Source organism: Vibrio albus (assembly GCF_003144035.1).
GTDB classification, from domain to species: Bacteria; Pseudomonadota; Gammaproteobacteria; order Enterobacterales; family Vibrionaceae; genus Vibrio; species Vibrio albus.
Map to the genome: position 1 here is coordinate 155,101 of NZ_QFWT01000001.1, position 13,947 is coordinate 169,047.

At 43.1% G+C, this 13,947-nt stretch carries 11 protein-coding genes and 1 pseudogene; 6 read left to right on the plus strand and 6 right to left on the minus strand.

Features of this window, described 5'->3' with window-relative positions; genetic code table 11:
* Nucleotides 1–4: 4 nt before the first annotated feature.
* A pseudogene (locus DI392_RS00585) lies at nt 5–2,886 on the minus strand (diaminobutyrate--2-oxoglutarate transaminase family protein).
* A gap of 779 nt (nt 2,887–3,665) precedes the next feature.
* Here DI392_RS00585 and DI392_RS00595 point away from each other — a divergent pair.
* Entirely contained in the window at nt 3,666–5,408 is a 1,743-nt protein-coding gene (locus DI392_RS00595) for a methyl-accepting chemotaxis protein (RefSeq protein ID WP_245883886.1), read from the plus strand.
* 251 nt (nt 5,409–5,659) lie between these two features.
* On the plus strand, nt 5,660–6,094 hold the full coding sequence (locus DI392_RS00600; protein WP_109317972.1) for a universal stress protein: 435 nt from the start codon (nt 5,660–5,662) through the stop codon (nt 6,092–6,094).
* Between the two features lie 81 nt (nt 6,095–6,175).
* On the opposite strand, the gene DI392_RS00605 is transcribed toward DI392_RS00600, so the two are convergent.
* The 3 genes from DI392_RS00605 to DI392_RS00615 form a co-directional block, all read right to left on the minus strand.
* On the minus strand, nt 6,176–7,060 hold the full coding sequence (locus tag DI392_RS00605; protein ID WP_109317973.1) for a CHAD domain-containing protein: 885 nt from the start codon (nt 7,058–7,060) through the stop codon (nt 6,176–6,178).
* Nucleotides 7,061–7,427: 367 nt separating this feature from the next.
* Complete coding sequence (locus tag DI392_RS00610) at nt 7,428–8,456, minus strand: succinylglutamate desuccinylase (RefSeq protein WP_109317974.1); 1,029 nt, start codon at nt 8,454–8,456, stop codon at nt 7,428–7,430.
* 459 nt (nt 8,457–8,915) lie between these two features.
* Nucleotides 8,916–9,101 (minus strand): hypothetical protein, encoded by a 186-nt coding sequence (locus tag DI392_RS00615; RefSeq protein ID WP_109317975.1) that lies wholly within the window; start codon nt 9,099–9,101, stop codon nt 8,916–8,918.
* A gap of 236 nt (nt 9,102–9,337) precedes the next feature.
* On the opposite strand from DI392_RS00615, the gene DI392_RS19895 reads away from it, so the two are divergent.
* Together DI392_RS19895 and DI392_RS00625 are read left to right on the plus strand one after the other, a co-directional pair.
* Nucleotides 9,338–9,625, plus strand: a complete 288-nt coding sequence (locus DI392_RS19895; RefSeq protein WP_281259813.1) for a helix-turn-helix domain-containing protein — start codon at nt 9,338–9,340, stop codon at nt 9,623–9,625.
* A gap of 89 nt (nt 9,626–9,714) precedes the next feature.
* Nucleotides 9,715–10,164 carry a DUF4156 domain-containing protein gene (locus tag DI392_RS00625; RefSeq protein WP_109317977.1) on the plus strand — a complete coding sequence of 150 codons (450 nt, stop codon included), beginning with the start codon at nt 9,715–9,717 and terminating at the stop codon, nt 10,162–10,164.
* Nucleotides 10,165–10,213: 49 nt separating this feature from the next.
* On the opposite strand, the gene DI392_RS19670 is transcribed toward DI392_RS00625, so the two are convergent.
* Nucleotides 10,214–10,939, minus strand: a complete 726-nt coding sequence (locus DI392_RS19670; RefSeq protein WP_219930875.1) for an HNH endonuclease — start codon at nt 10,937–10,939, stop codon at nt 10,214–10,216.
* A gap of 377 nt (nt 10,940–11,316) precedes the next feature.
* Between DI392_RS19670 and DI392_RS19525 the strand changes: the two genes are divergently transcribed.
* A complete protein-coding gene (locus tag DI392_RS19525; RefSeq protein WP_181388330.1) occupies nt 11,317–12,063 on the plus strand; it encodes a KilA-N domain-containing protein in 747 nt (248 codons plus the stop codon).
* Between the two features lie 42 nt (nt 12,064–12,105).
* On the opposite strand, the gene DI392_RS19530 is transcribed toward DI392_RS19525, so the two are convergent.
* Nucleotides 12,106–12,258: a hypothetical protein gene (locus DI392_RS19530; RefSeq protein ID WP_181388331.1), complete on the minus strand. Its 153-nt coding sequence runs from the start codon at nt 12,256–12,258 to the stop codon at nt 12,106–12,108.
* 456 nt (nt 12,259–12,714) lie between these two features.
* On the opposite strand from DI392_RS19530, the gene DI392_RS00640 reads away from it, so the two are divergent.
* Complete coding sequence (locus DI392_RS00640) at nt 12,715–13,815, plus strand: RNA-guided endonuclease TnpB family protein (RefSeq protein ID WP_109317978.1); 1,101 nt, start codon at nt 12,715–12,717, stop codon at nt 13,813–13,815.
* The last annotated feature ends 132 nt before the right edge of the window (nt 13,816–13,947 follow it).

Below are 13,947 nucleotides of genomic sequence, written 5' to 3' on the forward strand. Positions count from 1 at the left end.
ACCCTTATTGTTCAGACGCGAATTCCAGCGCCAGATTTTTAATTTCAGTTAATAAGTTCTCAAAGTCTGAAAGCGTCAGACATGGATTTAAAATAGTGAATTTCAGTGCCGATTTCCCGTCAACGGTCGTTTCACCCAGAACCGCAATACCGCGGACCAATGCTTCAAGGCGTACCTGCTGATTCAGTCTGTTCATATCGACCTTTTCGGAAACGCAGCGGAATAGCACAGTAGACAAAGCTGGTTCAGCTAACAGTTCAAAACCATCATAGCCTTTTACCATGCCTGCAACCTGCTGAGTCTGAGCCAGCAGATGATCATACATATCACCTAAGGCGTCCGGGCCGACACTCTGCATCGTCATATAGACTTTCAGTGCATCGAATCGTTTAGTCGTGGCAATAGACTTATCCACCAAATTCGGCAGCTCGTCATGCTCACGGTTCAGATAATCCGCATGGTGCAGAAGGTACTTAAAGTTGGCTCGGTCTTTAATCAGCAACGAACCGCAGCTGATCGTCTGATAGAACAACTTGTGGAAATCGACGCTGACTGAATCGGCTCTTTCGATGCCTTTCAAACGATGCTTATGACTACTCAGAATCAGAGCACCACCGTAAGCGCCATCCACATGCAGCCAGATATCTTCTTTCTGTGCAATATCTGCCAGCGCATCGATATCATCAATCGCTCCGTGGTCAGTCGTACCCGCTGTCGCCACCAGAGCAAATGGGATCAGCCCTTCGTCTTTAGCGTCACGTACGGCTTTTTCCAGCGCATGCACCTGAATCGTACCGTCTTCTTCGGTATCCACACACAGAACGGCCCTTTCACCCAACCCCATCATTGACGCAGATTTCTGCACAGTGAAGTGCGATTTGGTTGAACAGATGATACGCAGTTTAGACGCATAATCCGGCAGACCCAGTTTTTGGATTGAATGTCCGCTGATCTTATCTGCCACCCGGTCACGTGCCAGCAACAAGCCCATTTGGTTAGACTGAGTACCGCCGCTGGTAAAAATACCATCCGCTTTGTCGCCCAGTTCATAACGCTCGCACAGCCAGTCCACGACTTTCTGTTCAACATAAGTGGCTGCAGACGCCTGATCCCAGGAATCCATCGACTGGTTTAACGCCGCAATAATCGATTCAGCCGCAATGGCTGGCATCAATGGGACGGTATGTAAGTGCGCAATACAATTTTTATGCTGGGTAAAAATGGAGTTTTTGCCCACCAGCTCAATGGTGTCACTTACAATACGCTTCAGGTTGCTGTTACTGCCATCCAGACTAATTTGTCTGATTTTCTTTTCCAGCAGAGCCGGATCCATACCTGAATACGGTTTGTCGATATCTTCATACAGTGACGTGATTGCCGCTGTTGTATGCTGCATAACGGCAGCGTATGTATCCGCACCGGCCTGACCGGTGCGTAAAAAATGCTTTTCCCAGGACACTATTTTGCCTCCTGCTGAGCAACGGCAACATTGATGGCTTCTTCAAAGGTGCGCAGGGCAAAATCGATCTGCTCATAAGAGATAATCATCGGTGGCAGGAAGCGGATTACCGACCCTTCACGGCCGCCCTTTTCTACCATCAGACCGCGCTCCAGCGCCGCACGCTGAATAGCCAGTGTCAGTTCACCATCTGCGGCAGGCTCACCAAACTTATTGGTTTCGCCATTCGCTTTTACCACTTCAACACCGAGCATCAAGCCCTTACCGCGTACATCCGCAATGCAGCTCACACGGCTTTGGATGCCTTCCAGTCCATGACGCAGGTACTGACCCGCAACATGTGCGTGATCAACCAGATTGTCACGTTCAATAATTTCCAGTGCTTTTGCACCGGATACCATTGCCAGCTGATTCCCACGGAATGTGCCGGTGTGTTCACCCGCTTTCCAGGTATCAATTTTCTTGTTAAAGACCAGAATAGACATCGGCAGGCCGCCACCAATCGCTTTTGACAGACAAAGAATATCCGGGTTAATACCAGACTCTTCGTACGCCATGCGGTAGCCAGTTTTGCCAACGCCACACTGAATCTCGTCAAAAATCAGCAGGATACCGTGCTCATCGCAGATACGGCGCAGTTCTCGCAGCCAGAATGCTGGTGCTGGAATCGCGCCACCCTCACCCTGTACCGGTTCAACGATGATCGCAGCCGGTTTCATGATCCCGGATTCATCATCCCCCAGCATACGCTCGATATAGCGGATACCAGCTCTTGCACCTTCATCGCCTCCGATACCAAACGGGCAGCGGATACTGTACGGGAACGGCATAAAGTGAACGTCGGACATCAGACCGGTACGACGCGCTTTTGTACTCAGGTTGCCCATCATGCCCATAGTACCGTTGGTCATGCCATGGTAAGCACCACGGAAGGCAAACATGGTATTACGACCAGTGGTTTGTTTTGCCAGTTTGATCGCCGCTTCTACTGCATCGGCACCTGACGGGCCACAGAACTGAATCGCTGCATTTTCAGCAAACTCTTCCGGCAGAAATGCTTTTACCTTACTAATAAAGTTAGCTTTCGCTTCAGTGGTGATATCCAGAGTCTGGTAAGGCAACCCCGTATCAAGCTGGTCTTTCAGTGCCTGATTAATCTCCGGATGGTTGTATCCCAGAGACAAGGTTCCGGCACCGGCTAGGCAGTCCAGGAAAACCTGACCTCGGGTATCTTCAACCAGCGCCCCATACGCACGTTTAATCGCAAGCGGTAAACGACGCGGGTATGAGCGTACTTCAGATTCATGCTGCTCCTGATCGAGAAGCAGTTGATCCGGCGTGAGATCATAAACACCAGTGACTTGTGGTGTAGTTGTATCAAATGGATTATTTTCTTTCATTGTTTCCAGAGGGAATGCAGTACTCATCTCTGACACCTATTATTCTGTAATTGTTTATTCTTTATCTGACTGAAATACGCTCTATATCCGAGAATTCGGGTAAGTTTTTGACTATTTTTCAGGCAAAACCGTTGCTGCAAAGCGAATTGACCCGTACCGAACCGTCGATACAGGCACAGGATGCTAGCGTTCTGCTAGCTAAAAAGAGTAAAAATCAAGGCTCAGTAATAATACTGCAGTTTGGAAGAACGAAGCTGATTTTGAAAAGTTTGATTAATGGTAACAATGTTGGGTTTCCCATTTTAATGCTCCTATCGCTATACACCCTGTGGTTTCAGAGTGAGAACAAAACCTGTCCTTAGCTATTACTCGGAAGAGCAAAGTATCCCGTCTATCAGTCCGTTAGAGTCGGACCAATACCTACCCTACGAGACGTCACCAGCTTTAATGGTCATCTCGCGTATCCCCCAGAGATTACAGATTTAACTGCTCCGAGATTGCGCGCGAAATTATCATATTTTGCTTTTTGTTGGCAACCATTTTGTGCATGGAAATGGTAGAAAAAACGATGAAAAAAATGCGGCATAACCCAGTTCATCTTTACGTGTTAAGTCTCAAAAGTGAGAAGAGCCCCTATCTATTGATAAAAATAGAAAGATTTTTTTATTTTCTTGGGGGCGATCACTTTATTTTACTGATAAGCATATGGTTTGTGATAAAAGTCCGGATTATTTACTAAAAATTTCATTATTATGAAGTTTTTCCGATTATAGATATTCATACTCACCAACAGCCAGATATGTATTATGAAAAAAGTCTCCTTTAAGGCAAAACTTATCGCTCTTGTTGTCACCATCATTTCCGTCACGGTACTCACCGCCTATCTCACTTCTAATTTTGTTATCAGCGATTACATAGAAAAAAACGATAGTAAAAACATTAAAGCGCAACTGTCTTTAGTGAAAGATAAGCTTCGCAGTGACATGCGTAATAATGTGTTACTGGCACAGGGGCTGAACTTCAGTATCACCCAGATTGACGAAATCACGCAAAAAACCGGCTTTTCCAATATTATGAAAATGTCTTTTGATCTCGTCTTTGACCGAAATGGTGCTATTGAAGATGAAGCAGCCGTGAAGAAATACGTTGACCAGATCAAAAATGCAAATAACGAAACCGTTATGAGTGACATCTTCTTTGAAAACGATAAGCCTCTGATGTCTATTACGGTTCCGACTGGCAGAAATGCAGGTAATATCTTTTGGGTTGATTTAAGCAATGTCCAGGATTTGCTGTCGGAATCAACCATTGAAGGAAGTTACGTAGAGCTAAAGGATCCGAATGGTACGGTGGTTTTCTCAAATAAAACCGGTAGTGATTTAATCCCGGTGTCCAATGTCTTTGATCTGGAAGGAAAGCAGTGGCAGCTTAACGGTTATATCGATAAACATTACATTGAAGATAATGCAGGCGAACTGAATGCAGCCATTACAAGCTCTCTGCTTATTGCTGCTGTACTGATTATTCCTTTGACAATTATTTTGATGAACCAGACTCTGAAGCCAGTCGTTGCGCTAAGAAACGTAATTACTGACCTCGCTAACGGTAGCGGCGATTTGACTCACCGCCTGGTCGTTGAAACCAATGACGATCTGGGAAAAATCGCAGAGGGCATTAACCGATTTATTGAAAACCTGCAGAATATGATGCTTCAGGTTTCAGCTTCCAGCCGGAAAATAAGTGAACAAATCGCACTGTTGGAAAGTCAATCCGAATCGAACAAAGAACTGCTTAATTCGCATAGTGCAGAAATGGAAATGGCGGTGACCTCAATCAATGAGATGAGTTCAACAGCCGAATCCGTTGCCCAGAGTGCTGCAGACGCAGCTAAGCAGACACAGCGTACCAGTGATGAAGCCGACCAGTCTAAAGAGGTGGTTCAACAGGCAGTAGCCAGTGTGTCAGCATTAGTTGAAGAAGTCGATAATATGGCGAAATCGATTCAGAATAGCCGCAGTGATACAGAACAAATCAGTTCCGTTCTGACTGTGATTGGCGATATCGCTGAACAGACCAACCTTCTGGCACTGAACGCCGCTATAGAGGCCGCTCGTGCCGGTGAACAGGGCCGTGGGTTTGCGGTGGTAGCGGATGAAGTTCGGGCTCTGGCCGCCAGAACACAGAAAAGTACGGATGAAATTAACGGAATGCTGAGTAAGCTACGCCAGGGCAGTGACGGGCTGGTATCCGCAATGGACGTGACGAAAAACAGTTGTGAACAGACAGCGGAAACCACCTCTCACGTGATGAATTCTCTGGATATCATGTCTGAATCAGTCATTGATATAAACGATCTGACTGCACAAATAGCCACATCAGCAGAAGAACAAAGTTCGGTAACGGAAGAAATAAACCGTAACATGACGGCGATTCAGGAGATGATCCAGACTTTGGAACACAATGGTAATGAAACCGCCAGCAGTACTCACCAATTGACCGATTCCAATCAGGAACTGGTTAATATTGTCGGTAAATTTAAGCTTAGTTAATTTATAAAAGTGACCGACAGCAAGCAGATATTGATCAATGTCTGCTTGCTGAATCACACCTCAGACTGACACCTGACAAACCATGACTTCCTCTTCCATTTCCATTCACACCCCTCTCCCTAAAATGAGAATCCGGAAAAAAAGATCGTTTCATTTCTATTGATACAAGTATCCATACTAATATTAAGGTGAATAGTCGTATTTAACTCTCATTTTTCTTAAATAGGGCAGCGCAGTACGGAGGCTATAATATGAGCTATAAACATATTCTGGTTGCTGTGGATTTAACCGACGAAAGCAGAAAGCTAGTGGAAAAAGCGACAAAATTAGCTAAATCACTGAATGCGGAATTATCACTGATTCATGTTGATGTCAGCTTTACAGAGACAAAGGCAGAAAGGATCGTCGCAAGACAGCTGGATAAAGAACAGGGTCTGGACAGCCTGGTGATGAAAAATGCCCAGGAATTGTTAACCAGCCTGAAAGACGGTTCTGATTACCCTATCAAGGCAACTCTGATCAGTAGCGGTCATATTGATGATGAACTGGAAAAAGCGGTTCAGGTGCATAATATCGACCTGCTTATATGCGGACACCATCAGGATTTCTGGCATCTGTTTATGTCATCAGCGAAAAAAGTGATGCAACATATTGGTGTGGATATGCTGATTGTACCGTTCCACTAAGTTCCGCTAAAAACTAAGTAGAAATTTCTATCTGCTTGTCACCTCCCCTTTTCAAGGGGAGGTGTGGTGGCGTTGACAGCCTCAAAGCCCATGATGTTTGATTTGCTCTACTTTTTCCTTTTCCAGAAAACTTAGATAACTAATCAGACCGCCGGTAAATAATGCGATTGCTTTCAGGTTCTTTTCATCCTGTTGTTTCTGTTCGATATACTCGATGGCAAAATCTCTTTGCATGGCATAGTCATGAATTAACCCAAGTGCTGTCTGGATCTTTTTATGACTGCCAATATCTATGTTCCCTGACAGGTTAGGAAAAAAACTGGCGATATAGCGTTGATTTTTAACCATGATTCTAAGTTGGTGTAGCTGACTGACTGACAGTGTATCTAGCTCTGAAAACATGGCTGATACCTTTTTATGTAACTTCCTTATCTGATTACTTTGGTACTGATAATATTCATCCCGTGGCACTGTAATCGATATATTCGTAATATTTTGAGAAAATTCTGCAAGCAGAGATTGAAATCCATTACTCAAAAACCAGGATAGAATTTTCTGCCGGTATTTATTGGCCTCCCAATGCAAATCACTCTGCATATGTCTTGCTCCGTCGCGAAAGAACTCTGGGAGATCTTCAGTATATTCCTTTAAATGCTCACCAAATACCTCGAGATCCCGTAACCGCCCTGTTGGTTCAGTTAAATCTTTACAACACTGCTTAAGGAACTGAAACAGCTCCGATGGGATATAGTTTCTGTTGGATTTTAACAAAGCGCGCGAATACCTTAGAGCCACCCGATACTGGTGCAACGCCTCAGGGTTATGATGCCGGACATAAAGCTGAGCATTTTCAGATGCCACGAGAAGAAACTTGCTCAGCCCATCCTGAATCACAACAGAAACATCCTCTGTATCGGGTTCAACAAGCACTTTTCCTGCAGGAATATAAGTCAGGTTCATATTCATGGCAGTCACCACCTCCTTGTGTCATTCACTGTCATCCCGACAAGTATAGACAAAGATCGCCATCTTTGTTGTCTTTCAGACAATGTAATGTCGCATAACTGCTTGTTTGAGCGCCAAAATAAAGCAACCTGCACCTCTGCTGTGCACAAATAGGCATAGTAAGCACCTAGCTTTCACTCGCCCTATTAAAAATCAATAAGTTAGAATGGATGCACTATTTGGCATGTAATTGGCATTAGTAGAAGTGATACATTCTCGTTCTGCTTTCGTTAGGCATTCACGCCTTCTTCGCTTATTGAAGAAGGCGTTTTTTTATATATGTAGAGAAGATATCTGAACCGGAGAAAATAAAGGAAGGGTAAAATGCTTAATCGTAGACTATCTGATCTTCTTCGTAGCGGGTTTCCACTTTGCAGACCATCAATGCCGCACGCTGACCAATGGCAACCTTATCATTCGCAAACACAACGGCTTCATCATCACTCTTAGCAAAAAGCAGCTTCTCACCATCATGACCCAACACCTGACCATGCTCAAACGTGGTGAAATTCTCTACATCCTGAGCAAAATTAAACCCAAAATCTTCGCTCATTCGCTTAATGGTCTGAGTTACCCGGTACGTCTCAATTGGCTGTTCCTCAAGGTGACTAAGTTCTGCCGTTATCAACCCTCTCAACGCCAGTTCAAAGCTTGTCAGTTTGATTAAATCATTCTGCCCGAGAGGAGCCACTCTCCCCAGCTCTACCGTTAAGGCCTGAGCACCAAAATGCTCTGCGCTGAACCAGCTAAAAGTACTGGCAGGTGCGTTGGCCAGTAATACCGCTTCGACAGCCCCTTTCTGAAGAAAAGAGATAAGCTCGCGGCTACGGGTTGGCTTCTTCACCTTAGGGCTAACTGCAAACGTGTAGTGATGAGATTGACGAATGGACGAATGCATATCCAGGTGCCAGCGGTTAGATTCCGGAACCGATTCAAAAAATCCCTGAACCACAGATTTTAATACCTGCGATATCTGCATTTCTTTGCTCTGTTCCTTTTGCTCCTTATTAAAAAGGCGATTCAGGTTCTCATCGATATAACGAGAATGCTGAGCCGTCGCTTCCGGATGACACAGCATAAAAAGACAGTGCTCTTTTACTGCTACGGTTTCATTAAGGATATCCGCCAAAATCAGATCAAGCAGTTCCATCGGTGCCGTTTCATCACCATGAATACCGGCCGAAAGAATAATATGCTTAGTCTCTTCCGTTACTCTGGGAGGTACCACCTCAACCAGTCCCCGGCCGAGAACGTTAACACAAGCACCCGAGCTAAGTTGCATTTGCCCCGGATGAATATCCCTATCCAGTACTAATGCATCATATAGGAATGATTGACGAAACAGCGGATCTACCATTAATGACTCCTTTTTTAATTACGCAATCTTACCGTATGGTTCACTTACCTTCCACTATCCACGGTGTAATTGGTTTTTAATATTTTAAAAGATAAAAGAGTTCTACCAAATAATTTCCTCAAAAATGTTAACGGTTTCTCATTTAACTCCTTCATTTACCTAAGTCATGGGATAGGATATTTCGCCTTTTACCTTGCGTACCCGAGTCCAACTATAGGATACTCCCCACGATGGGTATAAACATAACCTGTATGAAATCACTACCAATATTGGAAAATCCATGAAAACCGAACACCAACCGACTTTTTTCTTCTTTGGTTCTGAGACCCTATTCGTAACTAATTGTAATTAATAAACTTTAAAAACAATGCGCTCTAATTTGGACGCAATTAGGACGCATTAATCACACAAAAAAGGCCGCTTTTGCGACCCTTTTACTTTAGGGTGGTGATAGCCAGCTCATCCATTCCTTGCTTTGAGCGTCTCTATCTCAATTAACCTCCTTGCAATTTTACCCACCTCTTCCATTCTTTTTATTAGCGCGTTTATCCCTTCGTGCTCCCCTACCAGTTCTGATGACAGGGCTAACACGGCTATGCTCGCCTCATCGGCGATGAATTCTAATTTTTGAATTTTATTATACATACAACCTATACCTTTTTGACGTTGGCTTAAACTTCCAAATTAAGCTCAAACACGATAATTAACCATATGCACAATAGTGTCTATTGATATTTAGCCCAATTTAACTAATTGGTTCGATTGGTGAACTTTGTTGTAAAACCAGTTCGATAACAGCCCCTGCCTTACTGGCGTAGCCGCATTAAAATGTGAGTAGGTGTAACACAAGGGTTTAAGGCTGTTAATAAGTGCATCCAAAAGTGGTCTTCATCAGGCGAATATTAAGAGATCGGGGGATCTCCTATTCTCGTTTGTCTGAAATGACAGAAATAGATGAGTCAAAATTGAAGCGGGTGCTATCCGGGAGACAACCTATGACGCTGGAAATGTGCGATAACCTGGCTGTCGCATTGAGCCTGAACGAAGTTGATAGCTGCGGCCTTGGGAATAGTGCCTCTGAGTTCTTACTGTTATGGGAACAGCTTGAGCCAGAACTGAAGTCGTCAATATTGTCTCTGGTTCGGGCTGTAGCGAAAGTAAAATCCTAACCCAGCCTAATTAACTCATGTGTACGGTTGTTTATCTCCAGAGCAGATAATAAACTGGATGCAGTTCAATAATAATACTAAGGATAATTATGAAACGTCTATTGGCTGTATGCGGGCTCGTTGCAATCTCTGGCTGTTCTACAACGATGAGCGATGAAGCTAGATATTTATCTGTCATAAGAGATGGCGGAGTAATTGCTACAATGAACTGCGAGCTGTTAGGGAATGCTACCGGGAATTCAACTATCTGGGGCGGCCCTGCTGGGTTGGATATAGCTATGGCTGATCTCAAAAATAATGCAGCGAAATATCCAAATGCTACCTCGATTCTCATTACTTACTCAAAGATGAATCCGATCTCGCAGATTGATGGGAAGGTGTATGACTGTTCAAATTACAAACCAGCCAAAATTGAGGTAGTAAAGTCGGCTAAGGCTGAAACAAATAAAGATATCGCCTCGCAATTTGAAAAAGCAAAAAAATGCCAGTCTAAAGGTGGTGTTTGGATTAACAATTCCTGCGTTATTTCTATCGAATAGTTCCTACCAGTAAAGCCCCATATAGCGGGGCTTGAAATCACCCATTTCATTATCTTGTAACTGTGAAGCCTTTATGTTGATTATTGTGGCACTTGTAACACAAGGTAACTAAATTATTTATGTGATTACTACCGTGGCTTGATATGGGAATAATGTGATGAATATGCTTTTCTTCTGGTACTTTCCCACAAATATTGCACCGGTAACGATCTAAGTCTAAAACTTCCTTCCTCAATTCCATCCAGTCCTGCTCGCTTGGCCTCATGGTAGCATTTTTGCCAGTTATGATTCCTTTGCTTGCAGCATTAATATATTTCACTCGATTACGACTGACTAATTCAGATGAACCAGTAGCACCCGTATCGTAATTGATATAGCTAATTTCTTTTGGTCTGTTGTCATCCCCAGTCAAAAAAAGATGTTTAAGCTCTTCTTGTTTCTCCTTAACAAAATCCGTTGACATCTTCTCGACTAGGCTACCTATTTTGATTTCCTGTTCATTTATTCTTTTATGATTGATCAATGATTCAAAAAAAGTAGGTGTTTTTTTGATGCCGAGATCTCTTCTTGCTTTATCCTTAAAGTAAGCCATTTGTGATGGAAGATATTTGCTCTTTACATGCTCTTCTACTTTTTCATCAAACTCTTTTAATATGATATTTTGGTCTACATGAGTATTACTTAAAAAGTTTATACACCAAGGACATATTTTCAGCCTATCGGTGTTAAATCTCAACTTTCGTTTGGCTGAGTTACATATCTCACACTTTTGCATCGCATGCTCTCTCTATAAAAAATGGATCAATAAAATACATTATTCAACCAGCCTCACAACGATGCCATCTGAGAATATGCAGAACATCACTATAGATGGGATTGACTATTTATCTGTGTATGTATATCTTTTAAGTGCACTGGCAAAATCTAGTGCCGGGATTGGTACCCCGAATCGTTTATCAGGCGTATAAGACGCCAGCTTTCTGCTGGTTTTTTATTGCGTAAAATCAGCACACCTAAATTATGGTGGGCTGGATGAGGCAGTCGAAAGGCTGGCCGTTTCCTGGTAGACGGTAGTACCAACCTTGTTCAGCTCACCACCCATAGATTGGTACCTATGAAGGTGAGCTTCTGATAACTACCAGGAGTCTCATTATGAACGCACTAACTATTCTTAACCAATCAGTACGAACCTGTAATAATCTTTTTTCTCTAAACGATCTCCACAAAGCTTCCGGCGCAAATCAGAGCCAAAAGCCTGCAAACTTTATTCGCTTAGAGTCAACTCAAGAATTGGTCGGTGAAATAAACCGTTGCTCAGATCTGAGCAACGCTCTAGAGGTTAATCGTGGCGGAAACAAACAAGGCACATGGGTCTGCAAAGAGCTAGTTTACGCCTATGCAATGTGGATTAGCGCTAAATTCCATCTTCAAGTTATCAGAGCATTTGATTCGTTAGTATCTCAGCCCCTCACGCTAACCAGCGAGCAAAAGCTGAAAATCAGAAAGACAGTCGGAACTAAAGCAAAAAATGACGGCGAGAGCCATAAGCAAGTGTACATGGCCATCTATAACCACTTCAGCGTCAGTGAGTATGGCGATCTGCTTCAGTCGCAATTTGAGGAAGCTATCGACTTTATTAACTCTCTCGATATCCGCCCTGCTCTACCATCATCGGATCATGTTCCGTTTTACTCTACCCGACTTATGTTGACCATTGAGAACGGGCAAGTAGTCCATCAGAACCAGGTACCAAATGATGCCTTTGTGGTAACCAAGAACCGGATCTGCACCCTGCTTAGCGAGCCAGGACTTTTCTCTATTGATGAAATCGCGAAGATTGCTCAGGTAGCACAATCCAGAATGATTGATATGGCAACTGGTTTGCCACGATTAAACTGATGAAGTCAGCCCCTCGATTGAGGGGCTTTTACATTTCCTACATTACATTTCGTATTGCTTTATCAGCCTTAACACTTCCGGAACTGCATTATTATAAATGGCCATATCCATATCACTATCTTGATTTATTCTTAGCTGTAACAATGCCAGCACGCTTGCCAGTGCCCCTGCAATCTTGCTATTTGAGTTGGTCATATTAACCCCTTGATTTTAAAATAAAATAAAGTTGTATAACGGCCGTTGTTTTTCGCTAGCAAACTCAGATTAACCAACTTTCCAAAACATCACAAGACCACAAAATCAGATAGAAACACACATCTTTACTAACAACGTTACTCAAATACCAATAAACAATGATTTGTTATGAATAAAAAACAACTTATATGGCAATAAGATTTATGATAATAAAAAACTAACCAAATGTTATATAAATAAATATTTATACAAAATATAACTTATCATAGTGCATAGCGCTTGATTAATCCAAAATAACTTTTATGACAAATACCAATAAGAAACAACTATTCAGGCTTTGTGATTTTATCAATTTTGCGTAAAACCTCGGCGTTCACGCCGGGGATGAAAGCAAAAGTTGCAAAGCAACTTAAATAATTGCAAACTGTATGCATATACAGTTGGGGTTTTACATGCATGACACAGCGAGCGTACAAATATCGCTTTTACCCGAATAAGGCACAGGCAGAAATACTAGAACAAACGTTCGGCTGTGTCCGGTTTGTCTATAATCGCACCTTGGCTTATTCCCAAGAGCAGTATGAACAGGGAAATAAGACCAACCTTTCTGACTGGAATAAAAACCTTACCGCACTTAAAAAGACTCCTGAATTTAACTGGCTCAAAGCGGTATCCAGCGTCCCGTTACAACAAACCTTGAGACATTTGGATAAAGCCTTTAAAGCGTTCTTTAAGTCCGGATTTGGGTATCCGAAATTTAAGTCTAAGCGCAATAAACAATCGGCTTGCTACATGGTAAATAGCTTTAAGTGGGATGCTGCGAACCAGACTTTCACACTGGCGAAGATGGAACGCCCACTTAAAATTAAGTGGTCACGTCACTTTACCGGAAAACCTACCTCGGCCTATGTATCGAAGACCAGTACAGGTAAATATTTCATTAGCATTTTGGTTAATGAAGACATACAACCATTACCGAAAGTGAATAAAACCGTAGGGATTGATGTTGGCATTAAAGATTTACTGGTCTGTTCGGATAACACCACTTTTGGCAATCCACGAACATTGCAACGATTTGAGCGTAAACTTGCCAGAGCGCAACGCCAGTTAGCCAAGAAAAAGAAAGGCTCGAACAACTATCGCAAGCAAAAACTGGTGATAGCCAAAATTCACGAAAAAATAGCAAATATTCGCGCTGACTACACTCACAAACTCACCACTAAGTTGATCCGTGAAAACCAAACTATCTGCTTAGAGTCCCTGAGAGTGAAAAACATGGTCAAAAACAAACGGCTGGCTAAACACATTCTCGATGCTAATTTTGGCGAGATAGACAGGCAGTTCGACTACAAAGCAACGTGGTATGGACGAACTATATCAAAAATAGATCAGTGGTTTCCGTCTTCAAAAATGTGTTCTGGTTGTGGCGCAATCTATGAAGGTAAATGGTCACTGGCTATTCGGGAATGGATATGCAGTTGCGGTCAACACAACCACCGTGACCATAATGCATCGGTGAATATAGAAGTAGAAGGACTGCGATTACTTGCAGCCTAAGAAATCAGTGGCGGTAGGGACTGCCGACACGCTAAACGCTTGTAAGAGGCGATGTAAGACGACAATCATTTAGCATGATTACGCAGTTTCCGACGACGACAAGAATCTCCGGCATTCATGCCGGTGTAGTTC